Source organism: Arsenophonus sp. PmNCSU2021_1, assembly GCF_036919435.1.
Lineage (GTDB): Bacteria > Pseudomonadota > Gammaproteobacteria > Enterobacterales > Enterobacteriaceae > Arsenophonus > Arsenophonus nilaparvatae.
Map to the genome: position 1 here is coordinate 339724 of NZ_JAZHPL010000005.1, position 16386 is coordinate 356109.

Consider the following 16386-nt stretch of genomic DNA (forward strand, 5'->3'; position numbering starts at 1 on the left):
ACCCGAACAGTTGTCCGTAATTCATAACGTATTTGCAAGGATGGGTAATATGAGTCAGCTAAATCCAATTTGTGTAGGAATTGATGTTTCTAAAGCTTCATTGGATATTGCAGGCACCAATAACATTGAGCAGTTCAGAGTCAGCAATAACCCTGACGGGTTCGATACCATCATTTATCAACTGAAAAAGAACAACATAGCCTTGATTCTGATGGAAGCTACAGGTGGTCTCGAGGCAGCGATTGCATGCGCTCTTCAGGCTGAAGGTTTTGATGTTGCCGTTATCAATCCCAGGCAAGCCAGAGACTTTGCTCGATCCATGGGCTATCTGGCAAAGACTGATAGAATAGATGCCAGAGTTTTAGCTCAGATGGCTGATGTCATTAACCGCCATCCTGAGCGGTCACGTTTTATCCAGGCTATTCCTGATGCAGAGCGTCAGATTCTTGCTGCTATGGTGGTGCGCAGACGCCAGCTGATTGCAATGCTTGTAGCTGAAAGAAACCGGATGCATCCATCTCACCCGCAAAACAGAAAAAGCATCAGTAACATCATCAATGCACTAGAAAATGAACTTAAACGGATTGACGAGGATATGCATAAGCATATTACGGATCATTTCAACGAGCTTGCAGAGCGGCTAAGTACTATCAAAGGCATTGGTATGATGACTGCTGCTACATTGCTGGCAGAAGTCCCTGAGTTAGGGAAACTCTCGCGCAGGGAGATCAGTGCACTGGTTGGGGTAGCTCCTGTTAATAGAGACTCGGGAACCATGCGTGGCCGACGAACCATTTTTGGCGGTCGGGCCGGAGTTCGAACCTCTTTGTACATGGCTGCACTGGTTGCAACTCGTTTCAATCCGGTGATAAAAGCATTTTACACACGGCTGGTTGCAGCAGGAAAAGCCAAAAAAGTGGCGCTGGTTGCCTGTATGCGCAAACTGCTGACTATCCTGAATGCGATTCTCAGAAAGAACCAAGAATGGGATGAGTCGTATCATAACGTTGCTCCATAAATATACTGTTCAAGACAGTTGCTTGTTTACCTATATACGCCATTGACTTATAATTTAAAGGCGCATATCATGTTTTCTACTATACACCAATGGCGCAGATAATATGATATTCATTGAGACGGTTATTTTTACTAAAGATTGTAAAGAGCTATTAACAGATGATGAATATCGTGAGTTTCAACAATATCTTGCAGACAACCCTGATGCTGGTGATGTTATTCAACGTACCGGTGGATTACGTAAAGTCAGATGGGCGTCAAGTGGTAAAGGAAAACGCGGTGGTGTCCGGGTGATTTATTATCACAAGGTTGATGTATCTCATATCAGGCTATTACTGATTTATAAAAAGGGCACTAAAGATGACCTGAGTGAGTCAGAAAAAAAAGTACTGAGAACACTAAATGAGGGGTGGTAACAATGGATAAAAAACTATTTTCCAGGCTAACAGAAAGCATGCAACAGATGAATGAAATCATCAGCGGTGAACGTGCGCCTTCTCGTGAAACGATGGTTGAAGCAGTAAAAGTAAAACGAATTCGTCAGGCAACAGGTTTGAGCCAGGCTGGTTTTGCTAAATTGATATCGGTAAATGTTGGCACACTTCGTAACTGGGAACAGGGCAGGCGCGATCCAACTGGCCCGGCAAAAGCGTTATTGAGAGCGATAGAGAAAGATCCAGTCCATGTTTTAAAAGCTTTATCTATGTAGGGGATGGTTATAAAAGGTTGCACTAATAGTCATATTAATTAGTTTAGTCATAATATTTTAAGTCTAAGATGCCACTCATTTTTCATGGTTATTAATTTACCTATATTAATAGTTAAAAGCTTTCATCTGTTTACGATTAATGAAAGAAAGTATTTAATTCTACTGATAAACTTAAAAAGTAGACAAAGCGCTATCGTAGTTATGATTTGGAAGCCTTGCTGTCATTTATTGTGAGCAAATTAAATATTTTCATACTAAAAATCAGCATTTTATAAAGAATAAAACTACACTTAATGTTGTACTATAGGTTTAATTTATCTATTATTAGTATGGCTAATTATAATGATAGAGATATCTACAAGGAGGCAAAATGGCATATTCGACAGTTGCTGTTGCAAATGCCTTCATTCAAAGGGCATTAGATGGAAAAATATCAGAATTAACACCCATGAAATTGCAGAAATTGATGTTTTATGCTCAATCATGGATGTTAAAAATTTATAATGAAGAGCTTATTGATGAGCATTTTTGCAAGTGGCAATATGGCCCAGTCATTCCGTCTTTGTATCATGAAATAAAAAATTATGGTTCTGGAGTTATAAAAGATTTGATTCCGATAGGATTACCATCGTTTAATGGTACCGATATTACTTTTAGTGCAGTGACACCTAAAATACCAGAAGTTGATAACAATTCTTGGGCTTTTATAGATAAGATAATCAGTGTTTACGGAGAATATTCTGGGACAGATTTATCATATTTAACTCATCTGAAAGGAACGGCATGGGATAAAACACAAAGATTGGGTGATGTTATGCCAAGTCAATTATTGAAGGATTCAATTGGAAATTAGAATTATATGAGAGATGAAATTGATACTCCTTCACTTGATAGTATTTCTGTGTTTAAAGATATAAATAAAATTAAGGAAGCAAATAATAAAATTTCACATATTGATGTGCCACCTGACGATATAATATTTAATAAATCTTTGCGGAAACAATATCAATATTTAATAAAAGATGATCCGGTAACTAGTAATTTACTAGCAAGGGAAGCTATTGAGGATAAACGCGCAGAAAGAGAGCTCAGAAAGAACTTTGGCGAAAAAGCTTATAATATAGTCAGAAAAACGTTATACGGATGGGCTTTTTTATTAGGGACATATGCATTTTTCAGATTCTTTTTTAATAAGTGTATATTTTCCGATAATGTACTTATAGCAATTACCTCTGCTGTTACACTTAATACCTTTGCTGCATTTTTAGGCGTGATTAGAGGTCTATTTCCATCCAATAAACCATCAGAAAGAAAAATTAAAAATAGTGATTAATAAATAATTTCATTAAGATAACAAATCGATAATTTTATCTATTATTTCTATCAAATCATTTGCATTGTATTTACATGTTTTGGCTAATTTTAATAGACTCTTCCTTTGTCATTTCACAAACGGCATCAGGAAATAGTGTGTGGTACTTATATAATTTGTAGTGTTCAAATAAATTATACGATAAATTGTGAATATCATTTGCTTCAATATAATTCCTATCTTTTAAAAGTGCTCGCATTAATTCTTTTCTAGGTGAGTAATTAGTAAGAAAACGCCAAATGATTGATATTAGCGGGAATGGAATAACAATTAATAATAACACTCCAATGATAGTTATAAATGGCTCAATTTGTGGATATGTAAAAAATTTTAACAATGTATCCATTAAATACTCATCTTATAGCTAAATTATGGCTATCTTTATTTATTCATGAGTTATATGGCAATGAATTAATATACATCATGTTTTTCTTAAATTTATTTAATGAAAGTGTCATTTTGTTATCTGAATCATATTAAAGTGCAATAAGTGATTTTTCATATTTAACAGAAAAATTAATCTGGTAGTATGCTCGCGATTTTAATTTGAGGAAATATAACAATGAAAAAGGCATTAGTTTTTGTGCTCGGCAGCTTGCTTTTATCCGGTTGTACTGTGCGTGTTGCTGATTTAACAGTTGCTAGTACTAAAAATTACAATTTGAATAGTAGTAAATTTCTCAAAGGGAAGCGTGTTATGGCAGAAGATAGCTATCCTGTTATCCTGTTATCCTGTTATCCTGTTATCCTGTTATCCTGTTATCCTGTTATCCTGTTATCCTTTTTCCGATGGGTATACCTAATGTTAAGACTGCAGCAGATCGTGCTATTGAGCAAGATAAATGCGCCGTTGGTTTGACTGATGTTGTGGTTAATCAACTGAATCAGTTTTTTATTGTTGGTAAAATTGGCTTAAGAGTGGAAGGAAATCTGATTCTTGATAGAAGCCAACCTGGTTGTGAAAGCGCCAGTTGAAACAGGAAATTAATTTAGATGATGAATAACTATCACTTATTGGTTTTAAATTTAATTAACTGAGGTAGTAATGAAAATCTTATGGATAGTGGTTGCTATCTGTTCTGCCTTTGGCATTTTAACGGGGTTAATTCCGGCACTAACTTTGGCAAAAAGTACACCGCAAGAAGCTGCGCTCGCTGCAATAGGTATTGCTTGGGCAGTGATCCCATACTGTTTTGTTAAAGCGATCAGTATGATGAAACCAAGATCTGTTGTTGTAGAGACAAATAAAGATTAACAATTATTAATTGCTGTTAAATAATTTTATATAAGCCCCAATATACAGGGGCTTTTTTCATTTCTGGAGCCGAACAAATGGAAGAATTCAAATGGCAAACACAAATTCAACACCAACCGGCGGGGGAATTTATACATCGGATCAAGAAAGTTGAATTTGGCGATGGTTACAGCCAGGTTGCTGCTGACGGCATTAATTCCGAGACACAATCATGGCCATTCTTATATCATCATTAAAGCAACATTGATCTCCTAATTGCTTTGGATGCATATCTAACCACAAGGTTCTGTCGGTATTGATTTTTGTGCGAAAGCATAAGGAGAAATAATTTCCAAAAAAGACACAATAGTCATTATTTTTAATAATGACTTTATAATTGATCCTCCGGCAGTAAATAATAATTATTATTAGTATTCATACTTATCATTAACAATTCAACAGCATTAATGCAAATGCAACAAAATGCCACAAATAGAATTTTTTTAATTTTTTATATAATTTTTCACATAGTTGCTGTTAAAAAACATTTAATAGATATCAAACATTAGTTTTCTTAAAAATAGATATAGAGAAAAGGAATATGCACTGATAGATGATTATAAAAATAATTGCAACTATTATCAAAAAGATATTTAAGTTAATAAGTGGTAATTGGGAAGATGTTCAATAAAACGGTAGTAGATTGGTAATTAACCTCTTTTTAAGTTTGAAGAGGTTATTGATTTATTTTTTAGTGCATTAATTATTATAGGAGTCCAGTGGCATTTGTAGAATTTTTTCAGATCTTTGATGAGGCGTTGTTGGCATACATAGTATTTTATCTGTATCTACTTGAAGACATTTTTTGCCGCTTTCTTCCCACCAATTGGGATTCCCTGCAGCTAATTGCTCTTTATAAAACTGTTCATAGCGTTCTGCGGTGGTTTCATTAGCAATAGATATTGAACAAAACCCTATAAAGAAAGTTGCAATAAGAATTGTAAATAATGATTTCATAATTCATCCTTTCAATAAATAAAAACAGTAACAATATCAATTATTATTATTAACAATTAAATAATATTTTTGTAAATTAAATAAAACGTTATAAATGGACTTTTTTAAATTTTTTATATAAGCCTTAACACCAATTGAATTTAATTGTCATCAGTAGATATCAATATGGATGACGGAACACTCGCTCAATTGGAGCCTGACGCTCGGCGAAATTATCTCCGTCTCAGACGTCAGCTCGAAACCTTAGAGGCGCAGTATTTGGGATTGAGGGAGAGGGTGAGGGAGGTTTATAAGCAACAGAGTAAGTAATTGTCTAAATGAAGTAAAGGCTGGTGTTACTTTGAGATCCACCTCTTCATATTAAGAAGAGGTGGAGTCAGTTGTAATTTAGTTAGTGTGTATCCTTGTCAGGAACAGTGATTAATCCTTCACTTGTTTCATTTATACAATAAGAGTTTTCATTAGGATGGTTCCAACACACTCTTTTTTTTCCATTGATTTTATCTGTAAAAAAATCTATTTTTGAAGCGGGTATATATTTATCATTCACGAGTTTCGCACAGGCCTATAAAATTCTAGAAATGGCTTAAAAGTAATGATTAATCTGCAAGTTACTGAAATGCATAAATTCACTTAATTTACAATAAGTTATATTTAATTTATAAGGTTTTATCTATTTACATATTATGCTGAATTAAACTTAAAAATAGAGCGTTTTTTTATTGGTGCGAAACTCGTGTCATTGTCATTATCAATAGCCAAGGAAGAAGAACTGAACCCAGGCAATGCCAATATAATAAATACTTTTAATAATGATTTCATAATTTATCCTTCATAAGTAAATAATAATCATTATCAGTATTCATGCTTATCATTAACAACTCAACAGCATTAATGTAAATGCAACAAAGTATCAAAAATAGATTTTTTTAATTTTTTATATAAGTTTTCACACAGTTGATGTTAAAAGTCATTTCGTAAATATCAAACAAAAATTTTCTTAAAGATAAATAATTACAAACGCAGTTTTTGGTTTGAGGAAGTAGGTACGTGAGACATCTAAGTAGACAATAAATAATCATTACATATTGTTGTTATTTTTGATTGCGGCAGTGTTAATTAATTTTGAATCTAAAAATTTTCATGTGATAGCGATCACCAAAATCGTTTTACAGTAACCTAATTATAATAAGCTAATTATATAGTTTGAACCATTAGGTGTTAGATGAGTAAATTAAAAAGTGAAGTTTTATGCTTACTATGGTTGGTTCAATAATAAAACAAATTGTTATGCCTATAATTACGCCTTTTTTATCGGCAATTATAGGATATTTTGTGGCAATAAAGATATTTGAAAAACAAGAAAAAACAAAAGGGACAATTAATAAAGTTAATAGTGCCAATGAATTGTTTATTAAAGTAATGTTTATTCATATTAAGTTAGTTGCAATAAGACAGAATTATTATGAAAATGTTAATAAAAGCAGCGATCCTAGATACAGATGGATGAAAATGCCGAGTATAATGATGGACATTGAAAAAATAGAATTTAATCTATCCAGAATGTCTTTTATTGCTACTGAAAAAACAGCTAATTTATCCTTGGAATATTCTGCAACATGGCAAAATGTAATTAGAATAGGAGTTATGATTGCTAATTATAATCATATTGGAGAGTTAATAAATATTAGGAACGGTGCACTTCATGAATTCGAATCAGTACTTTTAGCTAAAAAAATTGATAAATGTGACTATAAAACAGCTTGCTATTTAGTAGGAGAAGCCTCTATTTTAAGAGTAATACAGTTGACTGAACATTTGATTTTAGTGATAGATGATATCTTGATTGAAGTTAATAGTTTTTTAAAAAGTTTTCCCCAGTGTGTCCTTGATAGTGTAGATAGTAAATTAATAAAAAATCATGAGAGTATACTTTCGTTTACTTTTTTTAGTGATAATCCCAATAAAAAAATTAAAAGAGTAGTTGAAGTTGATTATCAGATTATGGCTAAAATATTTAACGAAGATGAAGCAATAATAACAGAAAATACTGAGACATTTTATAATAAGCGGGCAACATAATATTATAGTAGGTTCGATATTTGATATCAGTGAAATTATCTCCGTCTCAGACGTCAACTTGAAACCATAGAGGCGCAGTATTTAGCGCTAAGGGAAAGGGTGAGGGAGGTTTATAAACAAAAGGATAAATAATTTACTTAAACGTTAGTAAAAAATGGCTTGTAGTTAATAAATTATAAGTATGTTTATATGTACCTCATCCCTATGGTTGAGAAGAGGTATGCTTAGTTTATTTTGGATCAGGGCCGGTAGCAGGATCGCAATATTCACCGCCATTTGGAAGTTTACAGCAGTAATAGCCGGTATTTTCATTAACTTTACAGTCATAAGGTTTTCCTATATCAGCAGGATTGCCTATAGATGCTAAAGAATGAAAACTAAACCCTAAAAAATAAGTAATAAAATATATTTTAAATAATGATCTCATAATTTATTCTCCAGAAGTAAATGAAAATCATTATTAATGATAAGCATTGTAATTAACGTTTCAATAACATTTATGTAAATGAAGAAAAATTCTATAAAAGTGTAATTATTAGAATTTTATGTAAGTTTTAACAGAGGGTGATCTCAAAAATGCCCCGTGTTATATCAATAAAATCAGCGTAATATTCTGATTAAAGATAATAGTAATTAATAAGTGAATCGATATGAAACAAAAATCTGGCTGATATTATCACGAGTTTCGCAATCTCCAAAAAAGAAGTATAAATTTAAAAACAAGAAAAAATCAGGGTGTTCATATTTTGTCGGGTTGTCCATGTATTAAAGATATCTATAAAACATTCTTACAAGTAAGCAGTTTAAGATACTCTGGTTTAGCGTTATCAGAAGTAAGCCCATCGCCTTTATCTCATGACACTGTTAGCCGATGGCTAAAAAGTAGATGTTTTAGACCTAAAGACCTATGGCGATTAGTTGAACCTTCTATAGACAAAAAAAGCCCTTGCGTACTAATTGCCGATGATACATTGATTGCCAAAACACGTAGTAAAAAAATAGAGATGGTCCATTATCAATATTCAGGTAATGAACATGATGTTATTGCTGGCATAGGTTTAGTTAATTTGCTTTGGCATGATCTGACGAAGGTTGAATCAATTCCTATCAATTATCTTATTTATGATAAAGATTCTGATGGAAAAACAAAAAACACGCACTCTTCCGAAATGCTCACTCTTGCACGAGTTTCGCACCAATAAAAAAACGCTCTATTTTTAAGTTTAATTCAGCATAATATATAAATAGATAAAACCTTATAAATTAAATATAACTTATTGTAAATTAAGTAAATTTATGCATTTCAGTAACTTGCAGATTAATCATTACTTTTAAGCCATTTCTAGAATTTTATAGGCCTGTGCGAAACTCGTGTTAACTAAACCTATGCCAGCAATAACATCATCACGAGTTTCGCACCAATAAAAAAACGCTCTATTTTTAAGTTTAATTCAGCATAATATATAAATAGAAAAAATCTCATAAATTAAAAATAACTTATTGTAATTTAAGTAAATTTATACGTCTTAGCAAGTTACAGATTAATTATTGTTCTGAAGCCATTTCTAGAATTTTATATGCCCGTGCGAAACTCGTGATAGTGATAACTTGATTATCGGTATAATAATTATACGACAACAGTTTAACAATGCTATCCAGTAGCTCGGTCATATCTCGTCTTCGAATGTGTTTTTGGAGTAACTCAAGCAACGCTATTTGCTTGTGTTGCATGATTTCACCATCATCAAGCGTGGTGACATCCGCTAACTTAAAGGGATTGGTGTAGATATGCTCTGCCAGTTTTCTGTCATGAAAACAGTCCAGCCAATTCGTGCTATAGGGGTGAGGGCTTTGCTCACCACAATAAAACAGGATAGGGAAAACTAACGGTAATTGCTTATTTCCCTGTTCTAAATGTTTCTGCATGGCAGCAAGACTATAGCGCATGAGTCGCCATGCAATGAGCTTATCAGGGGTGGATTGGTGTTTAATCAAAACATAGATATATCCGCTTCCTTTCGTGGTGCTGACTGAATACAGGATATCGTTTTGGTAGTTTTTCATCTCACTATCGATGAATGAGCCAGATTCCACTTTTAGGCTGTCTAAATCACACAATGCCTTAATCTCATCTGGTAACCAGATATCGAAGAAATCTTTAGCCGTCTCTTTCTCACTTAAAAACTGCTTGAATACGGCATCATGGGGCGTAGGGGTAAATTTTTTAGTCATTAAGGTTAATGCCTTGTGTTACCTAAAAACTTGATTGACTAGATTATCACAACATCATAATATATTTTTGTTGAGAGTAATTCTCATCTTCTTCCAGTTTCTTTTTAGTAAATTATAGAAAATAGTGTTATTCAATGCGCTGTCGTCATTTACGGCGCATTTTTACTGTTCTCCTTCACGCTGGCATCAGAAATCAATTTTAAGCGCCCTAGAACGCCCTATACGGCATTTTTGTTCTTTTAGAATTGCGTACTAACCATGCGTACTGCGTTGCGTACCAAACATTTAAAACCTAGCAAAACTTCACAATAATTGTAAAAATGGTATTCATAACGTACCCGAAAAGCATGTTAAGAGATGACAGGCATAAAATTTCTTACAATGTCAGAAAAGTGTTTTAAATGTGGAGTTTTGATGGGTTCTCATTACAACTTTTTAATTTTGAATGTCTAGTTTTGTAACATTCTCACAACCTGTTTATGTGCTGTTTTTCACTGTATTTACTAACTTCTAACGACATCCTATTTAAATATTTTTCATCACGTAATTATGATGGCTAAACCTTCAATGTGTTTAAATTCTTTTTTCAACCTTAACATTTACTAACAACGCATTCACTATTCCAGTATAGTTACAACTTTCATCAGTTTTCTTCTTCAAAGATACACAGTTCCTCGCTAAAGCTGCGGTACGATGTAGCTTCTCATCATCAAACTTCTTGCAGTCATAAATAAATAGGAATAATCAATAGGCAGAATTTATAAAAACACTAGGAGTCTCTTTTAACATCTACTGCAAAATGGTATATTCTTATATAACGTATACTCCATCAGCTGAAAATTTTTAATAAAAATGGTGAACAGGTTTCAAATTTATTTGATATCCTGTGAAACGTTCAACAAACAAAGTGCGTTGGAATTTTAAAACAAAATTAGGCATATTATCGCCCCAAAAGCGTAAAAATCTTTTCACTCACATTCATATAATTACTTTCAAATTCACCGCCCCCAATCCGCTTTTTCTAACACTTAACAACACAACACACAAAATAAATTTTGCATAATTATCCCTTTTAATATGGGATTATATGCAAAAAAAGTATATTTTTTAACCTCTGGGATTAGATGCTCATAAGCTGTTTTCTAGATAGTTATAAACATCTCATTGATATAAAACAAATAAGTCACAAAAGACGCTTATAAAAATCTTTAAATAGTCTTTAAAACATCTTATAAGATGATTATAAATTTCAAAAAAAGATTAAATTTTGAACTAATAAATTCATAACTTGCTCATAATATTCTAATTAGCATTTCATAACTTTATTTTAACTATATTGAAATTTGTAAATTTTTATCAATAAAAAAAATGAAAAATAGCATTTTCAAAATACAAAATTTTAAGTTTTCAAAAATCCTTTTTTAACTCGAAAATCCGCTATCACCTTTTTTGAAACGTCGATATTGCTTATCACGAGTGCGCCAGTTAAAAACAACTCTCACTTTAGCATCATTGTCAGAAGACTCAGATTCACCATCAACATGAATCAATGACTCATCGGTTTCTGGTTCAGTCGATTTAAATATATTCTTGAGTACACCACCTGATGCAATAAATTTCAGATAGTGAACCTGATTAAAATACTCGAGCATCCACTCACGATTATTAACTAATGTCTCTGGCTTAACCGAATAATTAAATGCCTTTAAGACTTCCACTGCTGCTGTATCTGGAGTTCCTTTCACAGCTCTAACATCAACAATCGGCGTAGTATCCAATTTCATGCATTCACCCCAGATTTCTGACCAGCGAGATTGTCTTGTGTAATTATCTCCACGAAACCAAGAAGAAGATACCATCAAGAAACAATGGAAATGGGGATGAGCATAATCTTTACGCTTAGCTTCACAAGTCACTTCTGTTTTGCGTATCCACCCTTTAACGGGCTTAAACTCTTTACGTTTAGCAAATTTATTCCAAGCCTTACTCATCAACCGTAATTCATCACGTAAAGAGTCAACAGGAACATTCGGCACTGTCAAAGACATAAACACCCAACGGGCTTTAGGATAATCATTCAGAATTTTAGGGAGTGATTTTCTAAACATAGCCATATGCCTCAATGATCTTCTTCCATCACATACCGGACAGTGGCGACAGTGACAGAAATAAACCTCGACTAATTTTATAAGAAATTCACCTGTCTCTTTATCAATATGAGGATAATACTTCAAAATATCAGCACAAGAACTTATTCTTTCTGACCACTTATCGAAATCAGTACCCAATAAAACCTCAGAAAGTAATTCACTTGCTCCCTTCATTTTATCAAATTTAGCATCTTTTGGACTCATTTCTGAAAGTGATATATCATTAGATCTGTCTTTAGTATTTACAGAATTAAGCGGTTCGCATATGCTATACGAACTTCTGACAATGAAGTTAGACATTTAAAAAGCCTTGTTTGGTTTGTTTTTAGCACATACAAATCTACAAGGCTTCTTTATACTTGTCAAATAGTCAATTAAGCCAGTAACTACAAGGGATAATCGACAAAATTACAGCGTGGAATACGTTTCTATATTATAAATTTAAGGCAAAAATATAGCCAACTGGATAAGCTGGCTAAACGTCGAGGTAAAACTTTTTTAATTATATATTATTTTAGACTCAGTAGTATGAGCACATCCATAGTACGCCTACTCATCAAATTATCAACAAACCTTGTTTCAATACCTCATCTTCGACAATTAACATCATCATCGCTATTATATCGTGCCAATAGGCTTTGCAGGGATGCTACGCATGGGTTATTTGCAATATATCAATCTCTCACCGCTTCGCGGGCTTCGGCGATTTAACTATTGTTATTCTCTGTCACTATTGAGTATCGCCTTCCATGCCTGACGGCATTAAAAATAATAAGACTTAACGACCATTCTTATGCTTAAATTAGATAAAATTAAATGTTTATTTATTGTTAAAAAAGGCGGTATGTATTATGGAGAGCAAATGTATGAAATTCTCAATCAATAAAGATCTAGATATTCATTCTAATAGCTTCGATGCTTTCATTGCATACATGGAGCAAAGTAAAGATTTTTGGATTATAAAAAATCATGAATCAAGATTTGTCTACGCTAATGAAACTATGATCCATTATAGCGGACTCCCTAAAGGATTTAACATAGAAGGTTTACTAGACAGTGAATGCCCCGCCCCTTGGTCTGAATTCGAAGACGTTATACAAGCAAACGATAAAAATGTAATGGAAAATAAAAAAACAATTCCAGTACTTAACACATTTGTTTATGGTGGTCGGGATAAAATAGTACAACCATTCATGCTTGAAGTGACACCACTAATCAAAGAAGGAAAATCAATCGGAATAGTGGGAAGAGGTAAAAAATTAGAAATCTTCTCTATGTATCATCTAGAAAATAATAAACTTCCTGACTCGCTATCTTTTGGTAAGCCTACTGATTTATTCACTGACAGAGAATTTGATGTTGTATTCTTCGCTCTACAATCGTTAAGCGCTAAAGAAATTGCTAAGCGATTAAATATATCCCCTGGAACAGTAGAAAATTACCTACATAGCATTTATGAAAAAACAGGCGTTAGCGCATTAAATCAGCTGATAGAATATTGTAGAAATAACGGTTATGATAAATATGCCCCTAACAAATTTATTAATCCTAATCCGTATATACCTTTAGCATAATAAAAAACCAGCCCATGAAGAGTAAGCTGGTTTGAGTTTCCCTGATGTTGGTTAAGTATTTACAAGCATGAAGAATATAATTAAAAATTTTTATATAACGCATTAATACTATTAGCAGCTCACTAAAAAATAAGCACTAGGCAAAATATCTACTTGTAACCTCTAAAAAATTCAAAACTGACCAACATTATAAAAACAATACACAAGAATGAATTCCTAACGTATTCAAAAAGTATTTTTAAAGTTAGGCTTACCAACAGTACCAAAAATCAATTTTAAGCACCCTAGAACGCTCTGTGCAGCGTTTTTGTTCTTTCAATCATAAAATCGTATTAACTCAATCTCAAAATTGCTTATAGAGGCTAATATTGAGTTTACATATGACACAAGTATCAGGTACGCATTTCTAGCTACGTACTAACTATGCGTACCAAACATTTAGAACCTAGCAAAACTCAACATGAACATTAGGTTTTATAAGGTTCTACTCTTAGTCTTACCTATAATTTTTTCCTCGCGTAGTGACCTCAATAAAATCTTCACAGCTATTGTAAAAACGGCATTCCTAACGTGTTCAAAAAGTCTTTTTAATGTTGGGTTTTGGTGGGTTCTCATGACAACTTTTGACAACCTATTAGTTTTAGATGTCAAGTTTTGTAACGTTCTCTTTGCTTCATTTTTCAAGGAATGTGAGTAAATAATATTTACGTACAAAGTTCTTTTTAACCTTAACATTTGCTAACAACCCTCTAACCCTTTGATCTACTACAAGTGGTTAAATTGACCCCTGCTAAGATATTCAATTTATCAAGAAAGTTGTAATAACATAGTGGGTAATCCATTGATTTGATTACTGCCGGTCAAATTGACCGTTTGGGATATTCATCCAATAAAAATTTGCATAAAAAAACCAGCAAGGAAGAAGCTGGCTTGAAGTTTTCCCTGGTGCTAGCATGAAGCGGCGGAAATTTTATAATTTTAAATTTGTACTATGATGTCTTGAGCGATTGATACTAATCGGTAGTTACATTTTTCGTACTCTGAATTATTCAGATAGATATCATTTTTGAAACGTGTTAAGGCTCAAAGAATATTGAGCCTTTGAAGTGATTTACTCGTTAATTTTTTCGATACTCAACCTTGCATTTTTCTAGAGCAAAAATAAACAAATGTACTTGAAACATCGCAAGCAAGTTATTGAGTGAGTAAAAATCCAACTTAATTTTTATATCTTCCAAGGTCTGTTTTATTGCTGGATAGCTAACAGAACGTAGATGAGCAATTTCCCCTTGAGATAATCCAAGACAAAACAGTATTGCCGTTTCAAATTGTGCTGGCGTTAGCTCTGGAAACACGTCATGTAATTCAGTAATGTTAGTTAAATCGAACATTCTCATGCTATTCCTTCCATCACGGGCTTACGTCCAGCCCATATAAGCCGATCTTCTTTGAATAGCACGTTGAATATACGACGGTCATTACGGGTGAATGAGACTTTGCTAGAAGGCGTGTTGGAGTTTCTAGGAATGATCCAGTAGGTATTAATGAATTTAGAGCAAGGTTTGGTAATAGCCATAGTTTTGGCCTCTTGTACAAGTTATAAAACCTCACCAATCCGAGATCAAACGGGGTGGTGAGACGTAACAAGGTTGATCTACCGGCGTACAAGAAACCAGCGAACCTTACGGCTCCCTCATTACGTCTCACCATTATCAGGATGTAATTTAGGTTTTCAGACATAAAAAAACCGCATTAAGCGGTAGTCCGCTTGTACATTCAGGAGATCAAACCCGATGCTAGATTTTTCTAGCTAATTGCTACTATAGCTAATGTTCTAATTCATAATCAATATGTTTTTAGTGGTTAAATTTTATTTTTGAAGTTTATCAAGTTCATCATCAGATAAACCCGTAGAAAGTTTTACTATATTAAGATCTACGCCATTAGCTAAAAATTGTTTAGCTAACTCAATCTTTGTTTTTTGTATACCTTTTTGTAATCCCTTTTGAATCCCTTCCTGTCTGCCTTCTTGTCTTAATGCTTGAGCAATCGTCATAAGTGCTCCTTCGTGTTTCTCTGATTGTTTGGCTATCTCAGTGATAAATTCCATTGGTTTTTGAGCATTCCCTTCTTGGATGAGATAATTAAACATAGTCACGAGTTTCGCACAGGCATATAAAATTCTAGAAATGGCTTAAAAGCAATGATCAATCTGCAAGTTACTAAAACACATGAATTTTCTTAAATTACAATAAGTTGTATTTGATTTATAAGGTTTTATCTATTTATATATTATGCTGAATTAAACTTAAAAATAGCGCGTTTTTTTATTGGTGCGAAACTCGTGTCCTATTGATAAGAGAATAATCCAAGCAATGATTCTTTCACTTCCAGCTTCTTTAATATTTAAATTCAATTGTTCTTTTATAAACATTACAGGATGAAACGATGGATATATCCATTTAATTAAATAAGCAAAGAATATTGTCCAAATAAAGCACCATAAGCCTAGTGTAGCTGCTTTCATGTAAAGTAACTGACCATCATGACGATGAAGCCTATAGTAATGGGTAGGGTGTTGAGTTAAAACAATATACCCACTTACTAATAAAGGAATAATTAGTAAGGCAAGCACCTATATTCCTATTTTATTTTTTTGTTTTCATTAGAGATAATTTCATGGGTGTCTGCACGCATCGATTTTACTTTGTCAGAGGAGGCTAAATCTTGTTTTGAAACAATAATAGCCCCACGACCAATGACCTCAACACTTTTGGTTTGAGAGTTTCTTAGTCTTTCAGATAACTTCCTTTCTTTTTCGATAGCATCTTTGCCTAACAATTTTACAAATATATTAGTCATAGTCTTCCCGCCTTCATTGCAAATAATCTTGCATACTCCTTTAATATCAGCATATTTGATGATTGAGTATCTTTCAAGCACTAATAATGCGTTTACGTTACCAGCTAATCCAGTAATTTTTCTTAAAAATAAATTAT

General features: G+C 33.1%; 20 protein-coding genes and 2 pseudogenes. 11 read left to right on the plus strand and 11 right to left on the minus strand.

Annotation, left to right across the window (positions count from 1 at the left end; translation table 11 throughout):
• The first annotated feature begins 49 nt into the window (after nucleotides 1-49).
• The 5 genes from V3224_RS12435 (at nucleotide 50) to V3224_RS12455 (ending at nucleotide 3059) form a co-directional block, all read left to right on the plus strand.
• Entirely contained in the window at nucleotides 50-1018 is a 969-nt protein-coding gene (locus V3224_RS12435) for an IS110 family transposase (protein WP_032115191.1), read from the plus strand.
• Nucleotides 1019-1121: 103 nt separating this feature from the next.
• Nucleotides 1122-1433 (plus strand): type II toxin-antitoxin system RelE/ParE family toxin, encoded by a 312-nt coding sequence (locus V3224_RS12440; RefSeq protein ID WP_334470813.1) that lies wholly within the window; start codon nucleotides 1122-1124, stop codon nucleotides 1431-1433.
• Nucleotides 1434-1435: 2 nt separating this feature from the next.
• Nucleotides 1436-1726, plus strand: coding sequence for a helix-turn-helix domain-containing protein (locus V3224_RS12445; protein ID WP_334470815.1), 291 nt, complete (start codon nucleotides 1436-1438; stop codon nucleotides 1724-1726).
• A gap of 370 nt (nucleotides 1727-2096) precedes the next feature.
• Nucleotides 2097-2579 carry a Panacea domain-containing protein gene (locus V3224_RS12450; protein ID WP_334470817.1) on the plus strand — a complete coding sequence of 161 codons (483 nt, stop codon included), beginning with the start codon at nucleotides 2097-2099 and terminating at the stop codon, nucleotides 2577-2579.
• A gap of 6 nt (nucleotides 2580-2585) precedes the next feature.
• A complete protein-coding gene (locus V3224_RS12455; protein WP_334470819.1) occupies nucleotides 2586-3059 on the plus strand; it encodes a hypothetical protein in 474 nt (157 codons plus the stop codon).
• Nucleotides 3060-3129: 70 nt separating this feature from the next.
• Here V3224_RS12455 and V3224_RS12460 read toward each other — a convergent pair whose 3' ends face one another.
• Complete coding sequence (locus tag V3224_RS12460; RefSeq protein WP_334470821.1) at nucleotides 3130-3444, minus strand: hypothetical protein; 315 nt, start codon at nucleotides 3442-3444, stop codon at nucleotides 3130-3132.
• Nucleotides 3445-3660: 216 nt separating this feature from the next.
• Between V3224_RS12460 and V3224_RS12465 the strand changes: the two are divergent.
• The 3 genes and pseudogenes from V3224_RS12465 (at nucleotide 3661) to V3224_RS12475 (ending at nucleotide 4589) form a co-directional block, all read left to right on the plus strand.
• Nucleotides 3661-4073 (plus strand): annotated as a pseudogene (locus tag V3224_RS12465) (hypothetical protein).
• 70 nt (nucleotides 4074-4143) lie between these two features.
• Nucleotides 4144-4353, plus strand: coding sequence for a hypothetical protein (locus V3224_RS12470; RefSeq protein ID WP_334470822.1), 210 nt, complete (start codon nucleotides 4144-4146; stop codon nucleotides 4351-4353).
• 77 nt (nucleotides 4354-4430) lie between these two features.
• On the plus strand, nucleotides 4431-4589 hold the full coding sequence (locus V3224_RS12475) for a phage tail protein (protein WP_334470824.1): 159 nt from the start codon (nucleotides 4431-4433) through the stop codon (nucleotides 4587-4589).
• 502 nt (nucleotides 4590-5091) lie between these two features.
• On the opposite strand, the gene V3224_RS12480 is transcribed toward V3224_RS12475, so the two are convergent.
• Both V3224_RS12480 and V3224_RS12485 read right to left on the minus strand, forming a co-directional pair.
• On the minus strand, nucleotides 5092-5349 hold the full coding sequence (locus tag V3224_RS12480) for a hypothetical protein (protein WP_032114859.1): 258 nt from the start codon (nucleotides 5347-5349) through the stop codon (nucleotides 5092-5094).
• A 684-nt stretch (nucleotides 5350-6033) separates the two neighbouring features.
• Nucleotides 6034-6171, minus strand: coding sequence for a hypothetical protein (locus V3224_RS12485; RefSeq protein WP_334470826.1), 138 nt, complete (start codon nucleotides 6169-6171; stop codon nucleotides 6034-6036).
• Nucleotides 6172-6600: 429 nt separating this feature from the next.
• Here V3224_RS12485 and V3224_RS12490 point away from each other — a divergent pair, with 429 nt between their 5' ends.
• Entirely contained in the window at nucleotides 6601-7431 is an 831-nt protein-coding gene (locus V3224_RS12490; RefSeq protein ID WP_334470828.1) for a hypothetical protein, read from the plus strand.
• Nucleotides 7432-7660: 229 nt separating this feature from the next.
• Here the strand turns inward: V3224_RS12490 and V3224_RS12495 are convergent, their stop codons facing one another.
• Nucleotides 7661-7858: a hypothetical protein gene (locus V3224_RS12495; protein WP_334470830.1), complete on the minus strand. Its 198-nt coding sequence runs from the start codon at nucleotides 7856-7858 to the stop codon at nucleotides 7661-7663.
• A 319-nt stretch (nucleotides 7859-8177) separates the two neighbouring features.
• Between V3224_RS12495 and V3224_RS12500 the strand changes: the two are divergent.
• Nucleotides 8178-8618, plus strand: a pseudogene (locus V3224_RS12500) (IS701 family transposase); the annotation flags it as partial.
• Between the two features lie 358 nt (nucleotides 8619-8976).
• Here the strand turns inward: V3224_RS12500 and V3224_RS12505 are convergent.
• Entirely contained in the window at nucleotides 8977-9663 is a 687-nt protein-coding gene (locus V3224_RS12505; RefSeq protein WP_334470834.1) for an Rpn family recombination-promoting nuclease/putative transposase, read from the minus strand.
• Between the two features lie 1421 nt (nucleotides 9664-11084).
• Nucleotides 11085-12113 carry a protein rep gene (locus tag V3224_RS12510; RefSeq protein ID WP_334470836.1) on the minus strand — a complete coding sequence of 343 codons (1029 nt, stop codon included), beginning with the start codon at nucleotides 12111-12113 and terminating at the stop codon, nucleotides 11085-11087.
• Between the two features lie 551 nt (nucleotides 12114-12664).
• Between V3224_RS12510 and V3224_RS12515 the strand changes: the two genes are divergently transcribed.
• Entirely contained in the window at nucleotides 12665-13387 is a 723-nt protein-coding gene (locus V3224_RS12515) for a helix-turn-helix transcriptional regulator (RefSeq protein WP_334470837.1), read from the plus strand.
• A 1118-nt stretch (nucleotides 13388-14505) separates the two neighbouring features.
• On the opposite strand, the gene V3224_RS12520 is transcribed toward V3224_RS12515, so the two are convergent.
• From V3224_RS12520 to V3224_RS12540, 5 genes are all read right to left on the minus strand, one after another.
• Entirely contained in the window at nucleotides 14506-14784 is a 279-nt protein-coding gene (locus V3224_RS12520; RefSeq protein WP_334468999.1) for a helix-turn-helix transcriptional regulator, read from the minus strand.
• The gene (locus V3224_RS12525) at nucleotides 14781-14963 is read right to left on the minus strand and encodes a hypothetical protein (protein ID WP_334469001.1); all 183 of its coding nucleotides are present in this window, start codon (nucleotides 14961-14963) and stop codon (nucleotides 14781-14783) included. The genes V3224_RS12520 and V3224_RS12525 overlap by 4 nt, the downstream gene beginning before the upstream one ends.
• Nucleotides 14964-15257: 294 nt before the next feature.
• Nucleotides 15258-15539 carry a hypothetical protein gene (locus V3224_RS12530; protein ID WP_334470838.1) on the minus strand — a complete coding sequence of 94 codons (282 nt, stop codon included), beginning with the start codon at nucleotides 15537-15539 and terminating at the stop codon, nucleotides 15258-15260.
• 156 nt (nucleotides 15540-15695) lie between these two features.
• Nucleotides 15696-15914, minus strand: a complete 219-nt coding sequence (locus tag V3224_RS12535) for a hypothetical protein (RefSeq protein ID WP_334470839.1) — start codon at nucleotides 15912-15914, stop codon at nucleotides 15696-15698.
• A 116-nt stretch (nucleotides 15915-16030) separates the two neighbouring features.
• The gene (locus V3224_RS12540) at nucleotides 16031-16249 is read right to left on the minus strand and encodes a hypothetical protein (protein WP_334470841.1); all 219 of its coding nucleotides are present in this window, start codon (nucleotides 16247-16249) and stop codon (nucleotides 16031-16033) included.
• Between the last annotated feature and the right edge of the window lie 137 nt (nucleotides 16250-16386).